Source organism: Trinickia sp. (assembly GCF_051954495.1).
Classification (GTDB): Bacteria; Pseudomonadota; Gammaproteobacteria; order Burkholderiales; family Burkholderiaceae; genus Trinickia.
The window spans coordinates 15,397-36,238 of the sequence record NZ_JBQCHR010000105.1 but is presented as its reverse complement, the minus strand read 5'-3'; the positions used below and the strand labels follow the sequence as shown (position 1 = coordinate 36,238).

Below are 20,842 nucleotides of genomic sequence, written 5' to 3'. Positions count from 1 at the left end.
ACTCGAACGAAGTCAGCACAACGGATTTCACGAGTTCAACGATCGAACTGAACTGGACTGGAGCAGATCATGAAGAAGCATTCCCTCGCCGCACTGGCCGCCACCACGTTGATCGCCGTCGCCACGGCGAGTGCCGCCCTGCCGCAAGCCGCCTACGCGCAAGCAAGCGACGCGGCGGCCACCGCCGCAACGGCGGCGGCATCGAGTCAGAGCGCCGCGCCGCAAGCGGCCCCCGCCGGCGATCAACCGGCTCCGCCCCCGATGCCCGCCGCTACCGAAACGGTCAATAACCCCTACGGCCTCGGCGCGCTTTGGAAGAACGGGGATTTCGTCGCGCGCTTCGTGCTGATCCTGCTCGTCATCATGTCGATGGGGAGCTGGTACATCATGATCACCAAGTTCTTCGAGCAATTCCGCGCGAATCGCCGCGCCAAGGCCGCCGATCAGCAACTGTGGAGCGCGCCGTCGCTGGCCGAAGGCGCGAAGCAGCTCGAGGACTCGTCGCCCTTCCGCTTCATCGCCGAGACGGCGATCGAAGCCGGCGAGCATCACGACGAAGCGCTGCTCGAAGCGGTCGATCGCAATACGTGGATCGATGCGTCCGTCGATCGCGCCATCACGAACGTCTCGAACCGACTGCAAGACGGTTTGGCTTTCCTGGCGACGGTCGGCTCCACCGCGCCATTCGTCGGCCTGTTCGGCACCGTGTGGGGGATCTATCACGCGCTGACGGCGATCGGCATCGCCGGCCAAGCGTCGATCGACAAAGTCGCGGGCCCGGTCGGCGAAGCGCTGATCATGACGGCGATCGGCCTGGCCGTGGCCGTGCCGGCCGTGCTCGGCTACAACTTCCTGGTTCGCCGCAACAAGTCGGTGATGGAGCGCGTGCGCGCATTCGGCGCTCAACTGCATACGGTCGTGCTCGCTGGCGGCAAGCGGCCGGCGCGCGCCGCGAACCGCGCGGCGTCGCTCGTTCAGTAATCCCGCACCGATAAGCGAGGTCCACCATGGCCATGAGCGTGGGGCAGGACGACGACAACGACGAAGTCATCGCCGCCATCAACACGACGCCGCTCGTCGACGTGATGCTCGTGCTGTTGATCATCTTTTTGATCACCATCCCGGTCGTCACGCATACGGTGCCGCTGCAGCTGCCCAAGGAAACGGTGCAACCGCTGCAGACGACGCCCAAGAGCATCGAAATCGCAGTCAACAAGGACGGCGACTTTTTCTGGAACGAAGCCCACGTCGACGGCCCGACGCTGCTGACGAAGCTCAAGACGGTGTCGGTCATGGCGCCGCAGCCCGAGATTCACGTGCGCGGCGATCAGAGCACGCGCTACGAATTTATCGGGCGGGTCATCACGGCCTGCGAGCGCGCCGGCATCGCCAAGGTGTCATTCATCACCGAACCGCCCGCGCGGGGAGGCTAGGAGTCGATTATGGGAATGAACGTTTCCTCGGGCGGCAGCGGCGGCGAACCGGAAGTGATGGTCGACATCAACACCACGCCGTTGATCGACGTGATGCTCGTGCTGTTGATCATGCTGATCATCACGATTCCGATTCAGATGCACGCGGTGAAGATGAACCTGCCGGTGGGCAACCCGCCGCCGCCCGCGGTGCAGCCGCAGGTCGTGCAGATCGACATCGACTTCGACGGCACGATGACGTGGAACGGCGCTCCCGTTCCCGACAAGGCCGCGCTCGAATCGAAGCTTGCGCAAGTGGCCGCCGAGCCCGTGCAAGACGAGATTCACGTACGGCCGAACAAGCTCGTGCCCTACAAGGACGTCGCGGCCGTGATGGCGGCGGCGCAGCGCGTGGGCGCGACGAAAATCGGGTTGATCGGCAACGAGCAATACATGCAATAAGGAAGGCGTCATGCGAACGATCCATCGACGGTTCAAGCAGGCCGCGCTCGCGGCGCTCGGTTGCGCGCTGTTCGCACTGGCCGCCGCGCCGTCCTCGACCTATGCGGCCGATACGCTTCCCCCTGAAGTGGGCAAGCCCTTGAACGACGCGCAAACCTTGTATCGCGCGCACAAGTACAAGGAGGCGCTCGCCAAAATCGCCCAGGCGGCGGCGGTATCGGGCAAGACGCCGTACGAGACGTACATGGTCGAGGAAATGCGCGGGGCCGCGGCGATGGCCGCCGGCGATACGGCCTTGGCTTCCCAGGCTTACGAATCGCTATTGGCCGGCGGCAAGCTGCAAGGCGAGGACGAGCAGCGCGTGACCGCGACGCTTGCCAGCATCTATTTTCAGGAGCGCAATTATCCGCGAGCCATCGTGACCGCGCAGCGCTACATGAAGGCGGGCGGCGCCGATCCGCAGATGCGCATGGTGCTCGTGCAGTCGTACTACCTATCCAACGATTGTGCGAGCGTGGTCAATCTGCTCAAGCCCGGCATCGATGCGCAGACGAAGGCGGGCCATGCGCCCGACGAATCGCAGCTGCAGTTGCTCGGCACCTGCGCGCAACGCACGAAGAACGATGCGGCGTATCGCGGCGCGCTCGAGGCGCTCGTCGCCTATCATCCCAAAGAGTCGTACTGGGACGATTTGCTGTCGGCGATTCGCAACAAGCCGGGGTATTCGTCGCGGCTCGACATCGACACCTACCGTTTGCGCCGCGCCACCGGCGCGTTGACGAGTGTCGACGATTACATGGAGATGACGCAGCTCGCGCTCGTCGCGGGCAGCACGGCGGAAGCGAAGCAGGTGATCGACCAAGGCTTCGCATCGGGCGTGCTCGGGCACGATCCGCAGGCCGAGCGCGAAAAGCGGCTGCAGGCGTTGGCCGCCAAGCGCCTGCAAGCAGGCCCGGACAAGGCCAATCCGCTATCGCCCGTCGACGATGGGCTCAACCGTGTCTTCTCCGGCCAAGCGAAAGACGGCCTATCGATGATGGAAGCCGCCATCGCGAAGGGGGGACTTCAGCATCCCGACCAGGCGCAATTGCATTTGGGCGTCGCGTATTACGTGGCCGGACAAAAGGCGCGCGCCGTTCAGGCGTTTCGCGCGGTGAAGGGCACGGACGGGTCGAGCGATTTGGCCCGGCTCTGGTTGCTGGTAGCGTCGAAGTGAGGCGGCGCTAGGGGCGGCCGTCGCGGGGCGCTGCAAACCCCGCGACGGCTCATTATCGGTTCGCCCCTTACCGCTCCGATGAATTACGCGCCGGTACGCGCCGGCGTGCGTCCACACACGCACTGAATCAATGAGATCTTCCATGTTTCGCCTGGCCTTCGCGATGGCGTTGGGTTTGGCGTGCGCGGTCGGCGCGCAGGCGAAGAGCGCGATCGCGCAGTTCGGCGATCCTAAATATCCGCCGAATTTCACGCACTTCGATTATGCGGATGTCGATGCGCCGAATACCGGCACGCTCAATTTCCAGAAGTACGATCAGTCGCAAAGCTACGACTCGCTCAATCCGTTCATCGTACGGGGGCTCTTCGCGCCCGACGTGCGCAACCTGATGTTCGACACGTTGATGCAGCGCAGCTGGGACGAGCTGGCTTCGGAGTATCCGCTCGTCGCGGACAATGTCGAGGTGGCGCCGGACGGCATGTCGGCCACGTTTCATATCGACCCGAGGGCGCGCTTTTCGAACGGCGACCCGATCACCGCGGCCGACGTCAAGTATTCGCTCGATACGCTCAAGAGCCGGCAGGCCTCGCCGATGATCTCCTCGCAGTTTTCCGAGATCAAGCGCGCAACGGTGCTCGATCGCTCGACGGTGCGCTTCGATTTCATCGACGATTCGCGCGCCGCGCCGCTGATCGCGGGCGACATCCCGGTGTTTTCGCCGAAGTGGGGCATGCAGCCGGACGGCAAGCGGCTGCCGTTCGACCAAATTTCGATCGAGCCGCCTATCGCAAGCGGCCCGTACTTGGTCGAGGCGCGCAAGAACGACAAGGAAATCGTCTACCGGCGCGATCCGAACTATTGGGCGGCGAATCTGCCGTCCCGGCGCGGCATGTTTCATTTCGACCGCATCGTCTTCAAGCTGTACCTCGATCAGTACACGAAGCTCGAAGCGTTCAAGGCCGGCAACGACGACGTCGATCGCGAGTACAGCGCCACGCAATGGGCCCGCAAGTACGTCGGCAAGAACTTCGATTCCGGCTTGCTCAAGAAAGAGACGTTTCCCGATGGTCCCGCGCAGATGCAAGGCTTCATGATCAACACGCGCAAGCCCGAGTTTCAGGATCGGCGCGTGCGGCACGCGTTGGCGCTGGCCTTCGATTACGACTGGATGAACCGGATGATGTTCTATGGCCAATACACGCGCCTGAACAGCTTCTGGGATGCAAGCCCGTTCGGCGCGACCGGCATGCCGGGAGAGAAGGAGCTCAAGCTGCTCGAACCGTTCCGCGCGACACTGCCGCCGGAGGTATTCGGGCCGATGGTGCAGCAGCCGAGCACGAAACCGCCGGGCTCGTTGCGCGCCAATCTGCGGCAAGCGCGAGAACTGCTGGGCGAGGCCGGATGGCACTACCGCGACGGCGCATTGCGCAACGAGGCGGGCGAGCCGATGCGGATCGAGATCATGGACGACGAGCCCGGCTTCGACCGCCTGTTGATTCCGTACATGCAAGCACTTCAGACGCTCGGTATCGACGCGCACATGCGCGAGATCGACAGCGCGCTCTATCAGAAGCGGATCGACAGCTTCCAGTTCGACATGACCACGTACATCTATCCGCCCGTGACGATTCCGGGGATCGAGCTGGAGCGTCGTTTCAGCAGCAAGGCCGCGTCGGAAGTCGGTTCGGAGAATTACTCCGGCATTCGTTCCAAGGCTGTCGACGCGCTCGTACGGGCCGCGATTTCGGCGACGAAGCTCGACGATCTCGAAGCGGCGACGCGTGCGCTCGACCGTGTGCTCATCAACGAGTACTACGTCGTGCCGCAGTACTACGAACGCAACGTGCGCATCGCCTACAAGACGACCATCGGGCACCCGCGCGTCGTGCCGGATTCGTATCAGTCGGAGGATTGGATCATCGATTATTGGTTTCCGGCGAGCAAGCGCGCCACCACCGCAAGCGGCGCCAGGGCGCCGGCTTCCCCCGCCGCTGCGCTTGCTTCGGCGCATTGAGACTTCGAGAGGCCGAGGACTTTCATGCTTGCCTATATTCTTCGACGTCTGCTCTTGATGATTCCGACACTGATCGGCGTCGTTACGCTGACGTTCGTCGTCACGCAGTTCGTGCCCGGCGGTCCCGTCGAGCAGATGGTGACGCAATTGCGCCATGGCGCGGCCAATCACGGGGGCGACGGCGGCGGAGGCGGTGGCGGCGGCTACCACGCGAGCCAAGGCGTCGACCCACAGCAGATCGAACAGATCAAGAAGCAGTTCGGGTTCGACAAGCCGCCGCTCGCGCGCTACTTCATGATGCTCAAGAGCTACGCGACGTTCGACCTCGGCCAATCGTATTTCCAGCATGCGAGCGTGTGGCGCGTCATTCGCAACAAGCTGCCCGTGTCGATCTCGCTGGGCTTGTGGACGATCGTGCTGACCTATGCGATTTCGGTGCCGCTCGGCATTGCCAAGGCCGTGCGCAACGGTTCGCGCTTCGATGCGGTCACGAGCGTGCTCGTGCTGACAGGCTATGCGATCCCTGGCTTCGTGCTGGGCGTGCTGCTTCTGATGCTGTTCGGCGGTGGCACGTTTTGGCAGGTGTTTCCGATGCGCGGGTTGACTTCGGATAACTTCGACGATTTGACGACGATCGGAAAGGCGCTCGATTATCTCTGGCATATGGTGCTGCCGGTCACGGCATCGGTCGTCGGCAATTTCGCCATCGTCACGATTCTCACGAAAAACACGTTCCTCGATGAAATCGGGCGGCAATATGTGCTCACGGCGCGGGCCAAAGGAGCGCCCGAGCGCGACGTGCTGTGGAAGCACGTTCTGCGCAACGCTGCGATTCCGCTGCTCACGGGGTTGCCCGCGGCGTTCGTCGGCGCTTTCCTGAACGGCAACTTGCTGATCGAGACGCTGTTTTCGCTCGACGGCATGGGCCAGCTTTCCTACGACTCGGTGATTCGCCGCGACTACCCGGTGGTGCTCGGCTCGCTGTTTCTATTCACCTTGATCGGCCTCGTAACCAAACTCATCGCAGACGTTTGCTATGTCCTCGTCGACCCCCGTATCCAATTCGACCGCATGGACCGCTGAGGCGGCCGGCACGCCGGTGGCGTCGCCTTCGCCTTGGCGGCGCACGTGGCTGCGCTTCAAGGGGCAGCGGCTCGGCTATTGGAGCTTGCTGATTTTCGTCGCTCTGTTCGTGCTCAGCATGCTCGGCGAGGTGCTGTGCAACGATAAGCCGCTTCTCGTGCGCTACGAAGGGCATTACTACTTTCCGATCGTGAAGGTGTATCCCGAGACGCAGTTCGGCGGGGATTTTCCCGCGAAGACGAACTACCTCGATCCGTACATCCGCTCGCGCATCGAATCGAACGGCAACTTCGCGATCTATCCGCCGAATCACAACTACTACGACACGATCGATTACTTCGCGGTGCGGCCGTTTCCGGCGCCGCCATCTTCGGCGAATTGGCTCGGCACCGATCAGTTCGGCCGCGACGTGCTGTCCAGGCTGCTCTACGGCTTTCGCGTCTCGGTGCTGATGGCGCTGGCGCTGACCGTGTCGGGCGTGTTTTTCGGGGTGCTGACCGGCGCGCTGCAGGGCTTTTACGGGGGCCGCACGGATCTGATCGGGCAGCGGCTCATCGAAATCTGGAGTTCGATGCCGGACCTTTATCTGCTGATCATCTTCGCCTCGATCTTCGAGCCGACGCTGTGGCTGCTGTTCGTTCTGCTCTCGATGTTCGGCTGGCTCGTGCTGTCCGACTACGTGCGCGCCGAATTCCTGCGCAACCGTTCGCTCGACTACGTGAAGGCGGCCCGCACGATGGGACTGTCGAACTGGCAGATCATTTGGCGTCACGTGTTGCCGAACAGTTTGACGCCGGTCATCACCTTCTTGCCGTTTCGGATGAGCGCCGCGATCCTGTCCCTGACGAGCTTGGACTTTCTCGGGCTGGGCGTACCGCCGCCCACGCCGAGCCTCGGCGAATTGCTGCAGGAAGGCAAGAACAACCTCGACGCCTGGTGGATTTCGGTGTCGGCATTCTCGGCGCTCGTCGTGACGTTGCTGCTGCTGACGTTCATGGGCGACGCGCTGCGCAACGCGCTCGATACGCGCAATCGCGGCTCGGCATTCGGGGGGGCGAAGTGATGCAAGGCCAGCCTTTGCTCGGTATCGAGCATATGTCGATCAGCTTCGGCGCCAAGGTGTGCGTCAAGGATTTGAGCCTCGCGGTGGCGCGCGGAGAACGCCTCGCGCTCGTCGGCGAATCGGGTTCGGGGAAGAGTTTGACGGCGCTGTCGATTCTGCGTCTTGCGCAGCATGCGACGGTGTCGGGGCGCATTCTGTTCGAGGGGCAGGATCTGCTGGCGAAGACGGAGCAGCAGATGCGCGGCATCCGCGGCGCCGATATCGCGATGGTGTTCCAAGAGCCGATGACGGCGCTCAATCCGCTTTACACGATCGGCAAGCAAATCGCCGAAAGCCTGCGCCTGCACGAAGGACTCCGGCCCAACGCCGCGCGTGCGCGCGGCATCGAACTGCTGCGCCGCACGGGCATCCCCGAGCCAGAGCGGCGCATCGACAGCTTCCCGCACCAGCTTTCGGGCGGTCAGCGTCAGCGCGCGATGATCGCCATGGCGCTCGCTTGTCGTCCGCGCCTGCTGTTGGCCGACGAGCCGACCACCGCGCTCGACGTCACGGTGCGCCAGCAAATTGTGGATTTGCTCATCGAGCTGCAGGAGCAGGAAGCTGCCGAGCGCGGCATGGCGGTGCTGTTGATCACGCACGACCTGAATCTCGTGCGCCGCTTCGCGCAGCGCGTGGCCGTCATGGAGAAGGGCGTCCTCGTCGAAGCGAATACGACCGACGCGCTGTTCTCGAATCCGCAACACCCGTACACGAAGCGGCTGCTGGACAGCGAGCCGCGCCGGTGCGTCGATCCGGTCGACGCGCAATCTGGGAACGTATTGGAAATCGAGGGGCTGGCGGTCGATTATCGAACACGCGCGAAGGGGCTGCGGGGGTTGTTCGGCAGCGCGAAGTTTCGCGCGGTGCAGGACGTGGACCTGGCGCTCCGGCGCGGCGAGACGGTGGGTATCGTCGGCGAATCGGGGTCGGGCAAATCCACCTTGGCCTCGACGGTCCTCGGGCTTACGCGTGCATCGGCCGGCGAGATCAGGATCGGCGGAAAACCGCTCGCCAGTTATCGAGCTTCCAGCGCGCAGTGGTCCGCGCTGTGCGCGCGCATGCAGGTCGTGTTTCAAGATCCGTTCGGCTCGCTGTCGCCGCGCATGACGATCGAGCAGATCGTCGGGGAGGGGCTGCGCGTGCATCGGCCGCAACTCGACTTGAAAGCGCGGGCCGCGCGCGTGGTCGAACTGCTGGAAGAGGTGGGGCTGCAGGCCGACACGCTCTTGCGCTATCCCCACGAATTCTCGGGTGGGCAGCGCCAGCGCATCGCGATCGCGCGGGCGCTCGCCGTCGAGCCCGAACTTCTCGTGCTCGACGAGCCGACGAGTGCGCTGGACGTGTCGGTGCAGCAGCAAGTGCTCGCGCTGCTGACGCGCTTGCAGAAGAAGTACGGGCTCAGCTATTTGTTCATTACGCATGATTTGGCGGTAATGCGCGCCATGGCGCATCGCGTCGTGGTGATGAAGTCGGGGCGCATCGTGGAGGCGGGCGAGACACTCGACGTGTTGCATTCGCCTTCGCACCCGTACACGCAATCGCTGCTCGCGGCATGCCGATAGTCCTAGGAGGGAACACGCGCCGTCGGTCGGCGGCATTCCAGCGTTAGCATGCGCGGCATGCACCTTGTGATAACGATGGAGGGTTCCCGTACGTGCCGTCATTCTTTATCGACCGTCCTGTCTTCGCATGGATCGTCGCGCTCGCGATCGTCGTCGCAGGCGCGCTGGCCTTGCCGATGCTACCGGTCGCTCAATATCCCCGGCTCGCGCCGCCGCGCATCATCATCGACGCCACGTATCCGGGCGCCTCGGCGGAAGAGGTCGACCGCAACGTCGCGAGCTTGATCGAGCAGAGCCTGGACGGCGCCGACGGTCTGCAATACTACGAAACGACCAGCGACGCGCTGGGCGAAGTCGAAATCGACGTGACGTTCGCGCCGGGCACGAACCCGGATTTGGCGATGGTCGACGTGCAGAACCGCTTGAAGCAAATCGAGCCGCGTTTGCCGCAGCAGGTGGTGCAGCAGGGCATTTCGGTGTTCAAGGCGGCCAATACGTTTCTCATGCTGGTGACGCTCGTGTCGACGGACGGCACGCGCGATTCGACGGCGCTCAGCGATTACCTGAACCGCTTCTTGCTGCGCGAGCTCAAACGCACGCCGGGCGTGGGCGCCGCGCAGCTATGGGACGCCGACCGCGCGATGCGCGTCTGGCTCGATCCGATGAAGCTGCGCGAGTACGGCCTTACGCCGGCCGATGTCGGCGCGGCGATCCGCGCACAGAACGCGACGGTGACGGCCGGCGCGATCGGCGATGCCCCCGCTGTCGACGGGCAGGCGATCACGGCGTCGGTCAGCGTGCGCGGGCAGTTGCGTTCCGCGCAAGAGTTCGCGGCGATCGTCCTCAAAGCGCGGGCGGACGGTTCCGTCGTGCGGCTCGGCGATGTGGCGCGCGTCGAGCTCGGGCGTGACAGCTATACGTTCTGGTCGCGCTTGAATGGAAAGACGGCCGCGACCGTGGGCATTCAGCTCGGGCCGCTCGGCAACGCATTGGAAACGTCGAACGCCATTCACCGGCGAATCGCCGAGCTGTCGAAGACGTTGCCGCCCGGCATCGCCGTGGAGATCCCGTACGACGGCGCCCACTTCGTGAAGATCGCCATCAGCGAGGTGCTCCTCACCCTCGTGGAAGCGGTCGTCCTCGTCTTCTGCGTGATGTGGCTGTTCCTGCGCGATTTGCGCTACACCCTGGTGCCGACGGTCGTGATTCCCGTCGCGCTGATGGGCGCGTTCGCCGCCATGTATGCATTCGGCCTGTCGATCAACGTCTTTACGCTGTTCGGGCTCGTCCTGGCCATCGGCATTCTCGTCGACGATGCGATCGTCGTGGTCGAGAACATCGAGCGGATCATGCGCGACGAGGGGCTTTCGCCGCGAGCGGCCACACGCAAGGCAATGGCGCAGATCGGCGGCGCGATCGTCGGCGTCACGGCCGTGCTGACCGCCGTCTTCGTGCCGATGGCGTTTTTCACGGGCGGCGTGGGCGGCATCTACCGGCAGTTCTCGATCGCCATGATCGCGGCGATCCTCGTCTCGGCGTTCATGGCGCTCTCGCTCGCGCCGGCGCTGTGCGCCAATTTGCTCAAGCCGCCACGGCATGCGGATCGCGAAAGTTCGGGGTTGGCGGGGCGGTTCCTGGCGGGCTTCGAGCGTGCGTCGGTGGGGTATCGCGGCCTCGTTGCCCGCTTGCTTCGTTCATGGAAGCGCGTGTTCGCCGTTCACATTGCGTTGATCGGCGCCGGGGCGCTGATGTACGCGTCGTTGCCCGACGGCTTTCTGCCGACCGAAGATCAAGGCCAGCTTCAGGTCATGGTGCAATTGCCGCCTGGCGCGTCGCAGCAGCGCACCTACGAAGTCGTGCGCCAGGTCGAGGACATTCTGCATCGGGAAAGCGCCGTGGCCAATGTGACGAGCGTCATCGGCTGGAGCTTCGCGGGCAGCGGGCAGAACGTCGGCATGGCTTTCGTCGGCCTGAAGGATTGGTCGCATCGAAGCATGGACGCCCTGACTTTGCGCGATACGTTGAATAAGTCGTTCGAAAACATCCGCGATGCCCAGGTCACGGCGCAATTGCCGCCTTCGGTGCCGGGGCTCGGCCACGCGGAAGGCTTTACGTTTCATCTGGAAGATCGCGGCGGCTTGGGCAAGGAAGCGTTCGATGCCGCGCGCGAACGGTTGCTCGAACTGGCCAAGAAAAGCCCTATCCTGGCGGACGTCCATTCGGAGACGCTGCCCGATGCGCCGCGCGTCGTGCTCGAAATCGACCGTTCGAAAGCCTATGCGATGGACGTCTCGTTCGATGCGATCGATGCCGTGCTGGCCAGCACGTTCGGCACGTCGTACGTCGACGATTACCCAGCTAGCGGGCGCATGTTGCGCGTGCTGGTGGCGGCCGATTCGTCCGCCCGCATGACCGATGCCGATTTGCTGAACCTGTCCGTGCGCAATGCGCTCGGCAAGATGGTGCCGTTCTCGGCGTTCGCCTCGTTGAAGTGGTCGCGCGGGCCGATCATGCTGTCGCGCTACAACGGCTATCCGTCGCTCGACGTGACCGGACGGGCCGCCGACGGCTACAGCTCGGGCGCGGCGATGGCCGAGATGGAGAGGCTCGCCGCGCAGCTTCCGGAGGGCACGGCGTTCGACTGGGCCGACGCTGCGCTGGCCGAGACCCAGGCCGCGCGCCAGACCCCGCTGCTCATCGGCTTGTCGTTGCTCGCGGTCTTCATGGTGCTGGCCGCCCTTTACGAGAGCTGGACCATTCCGCTTTCGGTGCTGATCGTCGTGCCGCTCGGCATGATCGGCGCTGTGGCTGCGATGCACCTGCGCGGCATGCCGCATGACATCTATTTCAAGATTGGCCTCGTCACCGTCATCGGTCTCGCGGGAAAGAATGCGATTCTGATCGTGCAGTTCGCGCGCGATGCAAGAGCGCGCGGCACGGCGCTCGTCGATGCGATCGTCGCGGCGTGCGCGATGCGTTTCAGGCCCATCGTCATGACCTCGGCGGCGTTTTTGCTGGGCGTCGTGCCGCTCGTGTTCTCGAGCGGCGGCGGCGCGGAAAGTCGGCATTCGATCGGCACGGGCGTATTCGGCGGCGTGATCGCGGCCACGGTGCTGGGCCTCGTCTTCACGCCCGTGGCGTTTTATGTGGTCATGCGTGCGACGCAGCGGGGCTCGACGCCGAATGCCGAGCGCGCGACGGATGCCGAAGGGGAAGCGGGCGAAAGCGTGGCCGACCCTGAAACGGAGCCTTCATGAAGGACGGCAGGGGAAGGCGCCGCAAAACCGACGAGCGTGGCGTGTGGTTCGAGGACGAGCGCCCGAACTCGACGGTGCTCGGCCCGAAGATTCGCTCGCTGCGTCAGCGTATGCAGCTGACGCTGGACGAAGCGGCCGCGAGCGCGGGCATCTCCACGCCGTTTCTCTCGCAGGTCGAGCGTGGGCTGGCGCGGCCCTCGGTGGCGACGCTCGTCGCGATCGCGCGGGTGCTGGGCGTGGACATTCAATACCTGCTCGACGCGCCACGCGAGGAACGCTATGTCGCCCGCGGCGACCGGTTGACGTTCTTCGGCTTTGCCGATGCGACCAAGCGCTTCGCGCGCTTGACGCGCGTGACCGAAGGCGGCCGCATGGAGGCGCTGCTCGTGCGCATACCCCCGGGCCAGCAGCTGGGCGAGATCACGGCGCGTGCAGGTGAACAGTTCTGGTACGTGCTCTCGGGCGCCGTGACGCTGACTCTGGCGGGCGCGACTTACGTGTTCCGCGAGGGCGATTGCGCGCACTACGATTCGACCGACCCGCATCATTGGCGCAATACGGGCGAGCGCGAGGCGCTGCTGATGTGGGTCGGCACGCCGAACTTGCTATAGCGCGAGGTGCGCCACGGCAAGTTCAACGTTCGACGTTCATCGTTCGATGTGCGCGATGAGCCAGCCGTCTTTGTCTTTGTGCACGCTCAATGCTTCGACCGCACGCGCGCGATCGCGCTGAGGAGTGCATCGAGCATGACGGGCTTGGTCAGATGTCCATCGAAGCCGGCCCGGGTGGCTTCGGCTACATCCGACGGTCGGCCGAAGCCGCTCAGCGCGATGGCCTTGACGCCGTCGAACTCGCGGCGCCGCCGCACGGCTTCGATGAAGTCCAACCCGCTCATGCCGGGCATGCCGAGATCGGACAAGATCAGCGAGGGCGCTTGCTTGCCCAGCAGATCGAGGCCTTCTTCGCCGCTCGTGGCGACGGTTACCCGGGCGCCTTCCATTTCGAGCAGCAGCCTGAACGTTTCGACCGTTTCCTGATCGTCGTCGATGAGCAGCACGTGCTCCCCTCTCAGGAAGGTGGTGGGGTAAGAACCGCCCATCTGATGATCGACCGTCTCGACGATACGCGGCAGCTTGACGGTGAACGTCGCGCCATGACCGATGCCGTCCGAGTCCGCATGCACGTCGCCGCCATGGATGGAAACGAGATCCTTGACGAGCGACAGCCCGATGCCCAGCCCGCCGCGTACGGCGGAGGCGGTGCTACGGCTTTGCTCGAACATCTCGAAGATGTGGGGCAGCGCTTGCGGGTCGATACCGATGCCGTTGTCGGCGACGCTCAGCACGGCGTAATGCTCGTCGAGCGAGAGATGGACGGTGATCTTGCCGTCGTCTTCGGTGAACTTCAGGGCATTGCTGACGAGATTCCAGACGATCTGCTCGATGCGCGTGAGATCGGCGTTGACCGAAACGGCTTCGTCCGGCACGGACAACCGAAAGTCGATGTCCTTGCGCTCGGCCTCATCCTGCATCGTGTGGCAAATGCGCTGCACGACTTCCTTCAGATCGACGGGCCGGCGCGTAATCGACAACTTGCCGGTGCGCAGGCGCGACATATCGAGCAGATCGTCGATGATCTGCGCCTGCCCGAGCACCGTACGGCGTATCGTGTCGGCGGCCCGCGCGATCGAACCGTTCGTGCGCGCCTCGGCGGAGCGGCCGATCAGCTCGGTACTCGCGCTGATGAGGTTCAACGGATGCTTCAGTTCGTGCGAAACGACGGCGAGAAATTCGTCGCGGCGCCGCTCGACTTCGTCGACGCTCGCTTGCCCCACGTTGCGCAAACGCTCCTCGGCCGCGCGGCGCGTGGTGATGTCGATGAACGAGAGCACCGCCCCGTCGATGCGGTTTTCCGTCGTGCGATACGGCAAGATTCGCGCGAGGTACCAGCGCCCGTCGGTGCTCCTCAATTCACGCTCGATCAAACGCAGCGAGCCGAATGCTTCGGCTGCGTCGTCCGCCAGTTTGTCGTATTCGAGCCGGTGCGTGATGTCGAGCAACGAGCGGCCGATGTCGGTCGCGATGATGCTGAAGACGTCGGCGGCGCGGGGCGTGTAGCGCTTGATCGACAAGGTGCGGTCGACGAAGATCGTGCCGATATCGGTGGCCATGATGAGGTTTTGCAAGTCGTCGTTGATCTTGCTCGTTTCCTCGACCTTGGCCTTCAGTTCGGCGTTGACCGTCGTGAGTTCTTCGTTGATCGCCTGAAGCTCTTCCTTGCTCGTCTCGAGTTCCTCGGTGGCCGAGCGCAATTCCTCGTTAATCGCCTGCAGCTCTTCGTTCGACGCTTTCAGCTCTTCTGTCGACGTTTCGGATTGTTCGATCGTCGCCTGCAATTGCTCTCGCGTGCGCTGCAGTTCGCGTTCGAGTTGAGCGATGACGGGATCGCGCTGATCGTCCGGCACTGCCTCGTCGACTTCGCCTACGCTGTCCTCCACTTCATCGAACAAGACGAGCACGAAATCGGCATTGGCGCCTTCGTCGTGCACAGGACGCGCGGTCATTTTGATGTAAAACGACCGGCCGTCTCGATCGAGCCGAACGCGCCGCGATTCCACGCTGATATCCGATTGCAGCGCTTGATAAATGGCCGAGCGCAACTCGAGCCGCAGCTCGCGTCGCACGACCGTGAGAATGTTGTGCGAGGGCTCGCCGCCGACGTATTGCAGAAACCGGCCGGCGCGCTCGGAAAGATGCACGATGTCGGAGTCGCGATTGACGAGCACGCTCGGCGGCGCGTGCTGTTCGACCACGCGCTGATGCAATTCGCCGAACGAGAACTTGCGCTTGCCGACGGGTTGCAAATGCGCGATCGCGGGACGCGCGTTGAGCGAGCCGGGCGCGGCCACGGGAACGGGGGTATCGGTGCGCACCGCAACGCTCGCTCGATAGACGCGCGCTTTCTTGTCGACGACGGCGAACAGGCCGCAGACGCTGTCGGCCGTTTCCGAGCTGCCGAGGAATAGATTGCCGCCCGGGCGAAGCGCGAAATGGAACGTACGCAACGTATCGATCTGCGCTTCGCGATCGAGGTAGATCAGGAGATTGCGGCAGCAGATCAGATCGAGCCGCGAGAACGGCGGATCGCTGAGCACGTTGTGCAGCGCGAACAGCACGCGTTCGCGCAATTCTTTTTTCACGCGAAAGTGATCGCCGTCGCGCGTGAAGAATTGACGCAAACGATTCTGGTCGACATCGGCCGCGATCGACGCCGGATAGAGCCCCTCCCGCGCCGCGGCGACGGCACGCTCGCTGATGTCCGTGGCGAACACTTGGAACGGCGCCGGTTCGCGCACGCGGGCCGACGCCTCCTGCAGCAGCATGGCCACCGTATAGGCTTCCTCGCCCGTGGCGCAGCCGACGACCCAGGCGCGGATCGGCTCTTCCTGGCGGCGATTCTCGAAGATGGCGGGTAGGACGTGATCGGTGAGAACGTCGTAGGCTTCCTTGTCGCGGAAGAAATTCGTCACGCTGATCAACATATCCTGCAGCAGCGTGGCCGTTTCCTCGGGGTGCGACTGCAGATAATCGCGGTACTGCTGCAGGTCGGACAGTCCGCTTACCTGCAGTCGGCGTTCGATTCGCCGCAGGACGGTTGCTCGCTTGTAATGCCGAAAATCGTGCGTTGTGCGATTGCGCAAGATCATCATGATTTCGCGCAGCGTGCGTTCGTCGTTGCTCGTTCCCGCGCCGGGCTCGACGATTTCGTCGTCGTCGTCGGGCGCTGGCGCACCGGGCACGCGCGTCAAGCGGATCTTCTTCGCGTTGGCCCACAAATCGAGCATGCGTTGCGGCATCTTTCCGACGTCGAGCACGAAATCGATCGCGCTCGTCACGCCCAGGGGCCAGGCGGCTCCGTCCAGGCGCATCGCGCTGTTGTCCTGCGCGAACGTAATGCCGCCCAATTCCTTGAGGCGCATCAGGCCGAGCGCGCCGTCCAGGTCGGCGCCCGCGAGGACGACCCCGATCGCTCGTTCGCCGTAGGCTGCGGCCAGCGAATCGAAGAATACGGCGCTCGCATTGCGCAGTTCGTCCGCGCCGTTCGACGGCCGGGCGCGCAATTCGTGCTCGACGATCGTCCACAGGAGCGGAGGCTCGACGACGTACACATGATTCGGCTCGATCTGCCTGGCCTGCGGCACCGGTACCACGGGCATCGCCGTGGCCGGTTGGATACCGTCGATCAACGGCTCGCCGGGCTGTACCGGCGCATCCAAGACGATCACGAACGCAGCGCCGGGCGAGGCCGGCATCGCATCGAAAAACTTCGTCAATGCGTCGATGTCGTTGGCCGAAGCGCCGATCCCCACAACGGGGAACGCGAATCGGCTTGGGAGCGAACGTCCTCGGCTTTGGTCGGACATATAGATCTGTCGGCAGAAGTGGGTCTGGCGCGCGCGCAGCGTCGGCGCCATCGCGACGATTTTGCTCGGGGCTGGCCGGCGCTCCGGCATGGCCTAATGCCGCGCGCGGCCTTGTTGATTCGTATGGTGAGTCCAGGCCAATATGATACGCGGCATCGTGCGCATCACACGGTTTTTCAGCGCTCGCCTCCTACGAAAGCGAGTATCCGCCTCGCGCCGGATGGGGACAAGTGCGCGCGCCGCGACGCGTCGTTCAGGGCTGGCCGCCGCACTTGCCATCCGCGTATTGCATGTGAAAGCGTTTCGTAATATTTTGTCTCGCATGCGCCCAAGTTCCGTGCTTGCCGGCGACGAACGCACCGCCTTCGAATTGTCACGAACATAAGGCGGAATGCGATCTCGCAGGATTGGGTTTTTCAGGGTGTATTCCGCACATGTCTAATCGAATGCAAAATGACTGCCACGGCTTTTCGTAGTGAAAGGAGGGATAGGCGGACACCTAATGCCGCGCGGGCAGGCGTCGGTGAGCGGGCGCACGACTTAAGCCGAAACGTGCGGCGCTTGAACGCATCCACACATCGGATTGCGGAATGCGACTATCGATAACGTAGAGCGGGCGTTATACTCTGTGCCGCATTTCATTGCCGATACCGATAGTCCGTTTCATTTTCCCCGCTCCCAATTACGGGGAATTATGTTGAACCCCCCATTCTGATTATGGAAAAGACCGAGCGAGGCCAACTGCGCGGATCGATGTCCGCCTGCGAATCGAGCACGTTGCGTGAGCGGGCGGCGGCTGCCGTGCTCTTGCTTGTCGCGGCGCTCGCAGCCGGCGGATGCGCGGTCGGTCCCGATTTCGCCGCGCCCGCGGCGCCCTCGGCGTCGAGCGTCACGCGCGAGCCGTTGCCCGCCCAGACGCAAGCGACGCCGGTCGCGGGCGGCGCGGCGCAAAGCTTCGATCCGGCCGCCGTTCTGTCGTCGCAATGGTGGACGTCGTACGGGTCGGATCAATTGAATCGGCTGGTATCGGAAGCGCTGACCAATAGTCCGACGATCGCCTCTGCTCAAGCGGCGCTGCGCGCGGCGCAAGAGCAGGTCAACGCACAGCGCGGCGGGCTGTTCCCATCGGTCGGCGGCAGCATCGGCGCGGCGCGGGAAAAAATCAACGGCGCGTCCCAAGGTTTTCCGCAAGCCGGCAATTTTCTGTTCACGCTCTATAACGCCTCGGTCAATCTGTCATACAACTTCGATGTGTTCGGCGGTGTGCGGCGCGGCATCGAGGCGCAGGAGGCGGGGCGCGATGCGCAGCGCGAGGCGTTGCAGGCGACCTACCAGACGCTGGCGGCGAACGTCGTCACGGCCGCCGTGCTCGAAGCCTCGCTGCGCGCGCAAATCGACGCCACGAACGAACTCATCGCATCGGCGCAGCATGAAGTCGATTTGAGCCGTCAGGACTTCGAGCTGGGCGGCGCCGCGCGCTCGGATGTCTTGTCCGCCGAATCGAATCTGGCGTCGGTTCAAGCGACGTTGCCGCCGCTGCGACAGCAGCTCGCCGCCGCGCGCACCCAGCTTGCCGTGTATTTGGGCAAGCCGCCGAGCGAGTACGACGAGCGTGAATTCGATCTCGCTTCGCTGCAACTGCCGCTGGATATTCCGTTGATGGTGCCGTCGGAGATCGTTCGCCAGCGGCCCGACATCCGGCGCGCACAGGCGCAGTTGCACGAGGCGAGCGCGCAGATCGGCGTCGCCACGGCCAACATGCTGCCGCAAATCGGGCTCACCGGAAGCTATGGCGATTCGACGTCGTCGTTCCGGTCGATTTTTTCGAGCAACGTGTTTTCGCTCGGAGCGAACATCACGCAGCCGTTGTTTCAGGGCGGCGCCCTGAGCGCGAAACGCAGGGGCGCCATCGCTGCCTATGACCAAGCGCTCGCACAATATCGGCAGACCGTTCTGCTCGCGTTCAAGAATGTGGCCGATGCGCTGCGTGCGCTCGACGCCGACGCACAAACTCTGGCTGCGCAATACCGCGCGCAACAGTCCGCCGCGGACAGCTTGCATCTGATCGAACAGCGCTTCGGCCTCGGCGGCGCAAACCACCTCGACTTGCTCGTCGCGCAGCAGCAGTATCAACGCTCGCGCGTCGCCTACGTGCAGGCGCTGGCGGCGCGCTACCAAGACACCGCCGCGCTGTTTCTCGCGCTGGGCGGCGACTGGAAGCAGGCGGGCGAGGCCGTATCGGCCAAGCGCTGAGTGCGCCGCAAGGCAACGATTCAAACATTTCAATCGCGGAAGTTTTCGACATGACCGACAAATCGGAGTTGTTGCGGCAGTTGCGGATCGAGCGCGACGAAAGGCCGGCGCAAGCAGCCTCTTCGCGGCGTTGGTGGTGGGCGCTCGTGCTCGTGCTGCTGCTGCTCGCGATCGGGGCCGCATCGTATTTATGGCTGCGCTCGGCGGCGCCCGCCGTGAAGGTCGCGGTCGCCAAGCCGTTGCAGTCGGGCGCGGCTGGGCAGAGCGGCGCATCGATCCTGGACGCGTCGGGCTATGTGGTCGCCCGCCGGCAAGCGACCGTGTCGGCCAAGATCACGGGCAAGCTCGAGCAGCTGTTCATCGAAGAAGGCGTGCATGTCAAGGAAGGCGACGTCGTCGCGACGCTCGACAACCGCAATGCGACGGCCAACCTGCTGCAGGCCAAGGCCGGCGTGCAGCAGGCGCAAAGCGCGCTGTTGCAGGCGAAGGCCGCGGCGGCGGACATTACGCCGATCTACGAGCGCGACCGCAAGCTGGCTGCGGCCAGTGTGATCAGCGCGACGGCGCTCGAGCAGAGCAAGGCGAATTACGACGCGAAGCAGACCGACGTGGCGGTAGCGGAAGGCAACTTGGCCGTGCGCAAGGCCGCGCTCGAGATCGCGCAGCGCGATCTGGACGATACGATCGTGCGGGCGCCGTTCACGGGCGTCGTGACGACGAAGAACGCGCAGCCCGGCGAAATCGTGTCGCCGCTGTCCGCGGGCGGAGGCTTCACGCGCAGCGGGATATGCACGCTCGTCGATATGGACTCGCTCGAGGTGGAAGTGGATGTCAGCGAGAACTTCATCGGCCGCGTGCGCGCGAACGAGCCGGCGACGCTCAAGTTGAACGCCTATCCTGACTGGCAGATTCCCGCCTATGTGATCGCCGTGGTGCCCCCGGCCGATCGTAGCAAAGCGACGGTCAAGGTGCGCGTGGGCTTCAAGTCGCGCGATCCGCGCATCTTGCCCGAGATGGGGGCGCGCGTATCGTTCCTGAGCCGCGAGCAAAACGCGGCGGGCGGCGGGAGCGGCGCGCCCGGCGTCACGCTGCCTTCGGATGCGGTGCAGGCGAGCGCGGGCGCGGCCACGGGCACCGTATATGTGTTGCACGAGGACACGCTCGAGCGCCGCGAGGTCAAGCTCGGCGCGCGAGACGGCGATTCGCAGACGGTGCTGGCGGGGCTTGCTGCCGGCGAGCGCGTGGCCGTCGGCGATTTCACGAAACTGTCCGACGGCGAGCACGTGAAAGTCGTCGATCGATAACCGGGCTGGGCCGATGGCCGATATCGGCGCCTAGCTCGAACGAGGAGTGAAGCAAATGACTGCCATGGTGTCGTTGAAGAACGTCGTCAAGACGTATACGCGGGGCAAGCAGTTGGTGGAGGTGCTGCATCGTCTCGATCTGCAGGTGTCCGACGGCGATTTCGTCGCTTTGATGGGTCCCTCGGGATCGGGCAAGACCACGGTTCTCAACTTGATCGGCGGTATCGATCATCCGACGAGCGGCGAGATCTTCGTCGCCGGCGAGCGCATCGATCAACTGCGCGGCGGCAGCCTCGCGCGCTGGCGGTCGAACACGGTCGGCTTCGTGTTTCAGTTCTACAACCTGATGCCGATGCTCAGCGCCGAGCGCAACGTCGAGTTGCCGCTGCTGCTGACCTCGCTGCCCAAGGGCGAACGGATGAAGCGCGTGCGCGCCGCGCTCGCCGTCGTCGGCTTGGAGGATCGCGCCAAGCACAAGCCTTCGGAGCTCTCCGGCGGGCAAGCGCAGCGCGTGGCGATTGCTCGCGCGCTCGTTTCCGATCCGAAGCTGCTCGTATGCGACGAACCGACGGGCGATTTGGACCGCACCACCGCCGACGAAATCCTGCACCTGCTGCAAGTGCTGAACCGCGAGTACGGCAAGACGATCGTCATGGTCACGCACGACCAAAAGGCGGCCGACTTCGCCACCCATACGCTTCATCTCGACAAGGGCAGATTCGTCGAAGAGCGTCAAAAGACCGAAGCCTGACCG

General features: G+C 64.2%; 14 protein-coding genes. 13 read left to right on the top strand and 1 reads right to left on the bottom strand.

The features are described 5' to 3' along the window. Nucleotides 1-69 precede the first annotated feature (69 nt). From ACTHNR_RS14165 to ACTHNR_RS14120, 10 genes are all read left to right on the top strand, one after another. On the top strand, nucleotides 70-981 hold the full coding sequence (locus ACTHNR_RS14165) for a MotA/TolQ/ExbB proton channel family protein (protein WP_440548294.1): 912 nt from the start codon (nucleotides 70-72) through the stop codon (nucleotides 979-981). A 26-nt stretch (nucleotides 982-1,007) separates the two neighbouring features. Further along, nucleotides 1,008-1,433 carry an ExbD/TolR family protein gene (locus tag ACTHNR_RS14160; RefSeq protein WP_440548293.1) on the top strand — a complete coding sequence of 142 codons (426 nt, stop codon included), beginning with the start codon at nucleotides 1,008-1,010 and terminating at the stop codon, nucleotides 1,431-1,433. Between the two features lie 9 nt (nucleotides 1,434-1,442). Then, nucleotides 1,443-1,874, top strand: coding sequence for an ExbD/TolR family protein (locus tag ACTHNR_RS14155; RefSeq protein ID WP_440548292.1), 432 nt, complete (start codon nucleotides 1,443-1,445; stop codon nucleotides 1,872-1,874). A gap of 10 nt (nucleotides 1,875-1,884) precedes the next feature. Further along, nucleotides 1,885-3,090: a tetratricopeptide repeat protein gene (locus ACTHNR_RS14150; protein ID WP_440548291.1), complete on the top strand. Its 1,206-nt coding sequence runs from the start codon at nucleotides 1,885-1,887 to the stop codon at nucleotides 3,088-3,090. A 142-nt stretch (nucleotides 3,091-3,232) separates the two neighbouring features. After that, a complete protein-coding gene (locus tag ACTHNR_RS14145) occupies nucleotides 3,233-5,104 on the top strand; it encodes an extracellular solute-binding protein (RefSeq protein WP_440548290.1) in 1,872 nt (623 codons plus the stop codon). A 24-nt stretch (nucleotides 5,105-5,128) separates the two neighbouring features. Further along, the gene (locus ACTHNR_RS14140; protein WP_440548289.1) at nucleotides 5,129-6,187 is read left to right on the top strand and encodes a microcin C ABC transporter permease YejB; all 1,059 of its coding nucleotides are present in this window, start codon (nucleotides 5,129-5,131) and stop codon (nucleotides 6,185-6,187) included. Beyond that, complete coding sequence (locus ACTHNR_RS14135) at nucleotides 6,141-7,250, top strand: ABC transporter permease (protein ID WP_440548288.1); 1,110 nt, start codon at nucleotides 6,141-6,143, stop codon at nucleotides 7,248-7,250. Before ACTHNR_RS14140 ends, ACTHNR_RS14135 begins: the two co-directional genes overlap by 47 nt. After that, entirely contained in the window at nucleotides 7,250-8,851 is a 1,602-nt protein-coding gene (locus ACTHNR_RS14130; protein WP_440548287.1) for an ABC transporter ATP-binding protein, read from the top strand. The genes ACTHNR_RS14135 and ACTHNR_RS14130 overlap by 1 nt, the downstream gene beginning before the upstream one ends. A 92-nt stretch (nucleotides 8,852-8,943) precedes the next feature. Continuing rightward, nucleotides 8,944-12,108 carry a multidrug efflux RND transporter permease subunit gene (locus ACTHNR_RS14125; RefSeq protein ID WP_440548286.1) on the top strand — a complete coding sequence of 1,055 codons (3,165 nt, stop codon included), beginning with the start codon at nucleotides 8,944-8,946 and terminating at the stop codon, nucleotides 12,106-12,108. After that, on the top strand, nucleotides 12,105-12,719 hold the full coding sequence (locus ACTHNR_RS14120) for a helix-turn-helix domain-containing protein (protein ID WP_440548285.1): 615 nt from the start codon (nucleotides 12,105-12,107) through the stop codon (nucleotides 12,717-12,719). Before ACTHNR_RS14125 ends, ACTHNR_RS14120 begins: the two co-directional genes overlap by 4 nt. 86 nt (nucleotides 12,720-12,805) lie before the next feature. Here the strand turns inward: ACTHNR_RS14120 and ACTHNR_RS14115 are convergent, their stop codons facing one another. Then, nucleotides 12,806-16,531 carry a CheR family methyltransferase gene (locus tag ACTHNR_RS14115; RefSeq protein ID WP_440548284.1) on the bottom strand — a complete coding sequence of 1,242 codons (3,726 nt, stop codon included), beginning with the start codon at nucleotides 16,529-16,531 and terminating at the stop codon, nucleotides 12,806-12,808. A gap of 717 nt (nucleotides 16,532-17,248) precedes the next feature. On the opposite strand from ACTHNR_RS14115, the gene ACTHNR_RS14110 reads away from it, so the two are divergent. Genes ACTHNR_RS14110 through ACTHNR_RS14100 form a run of 3 tightly spaced genes read left to right on the top strand, consistent with a single transcriptional unit; the run spans nucleotide 17,249 to nucleotide 20,839 of the window. Next, on the top strand, nucleotides 17,249-18,784 hold the full coding sequence (locus ACTHNR_RS14110; protein WP_440548283.1) for an efflux transporter outer membrane subunit: 1,536 nt from the start codon (nucleotides 17,249-17,251) through the stop codon (nucleotides 18,782-18,784). A gap of 50 nt (nucleotides 18,785-18,834) precedes the next feature. Beyond that, nucleotides 18,835-20,088, top strand: a complete 1,254-nt coding sequence (locus tag ACTHNR_RS14105) for an efflux RND transporter periplasmic adaptor subunit (protein ID WP_440548282.1) — start codon at nucleotides 18,835-18,837, stop codon at nucleotides 20,086-20,088. 55 nt (nucleotides 20,089-20,143) lie between these two features. Continuing rightward, nucleotides 20,144-20,839: an ABC transporter ATP-binding protein gene (locus ACTHNR_RS14100; protein ID WP_440548281.1), complete on the top strand. Its 696-nt coding sequence runs from the start codon at nucleotides 20,144-20,146 to the stop codon at nucleotides 20,837-20,839. Nucleotides 20,840-20,842: the final 3 nt, after the last annotated feature.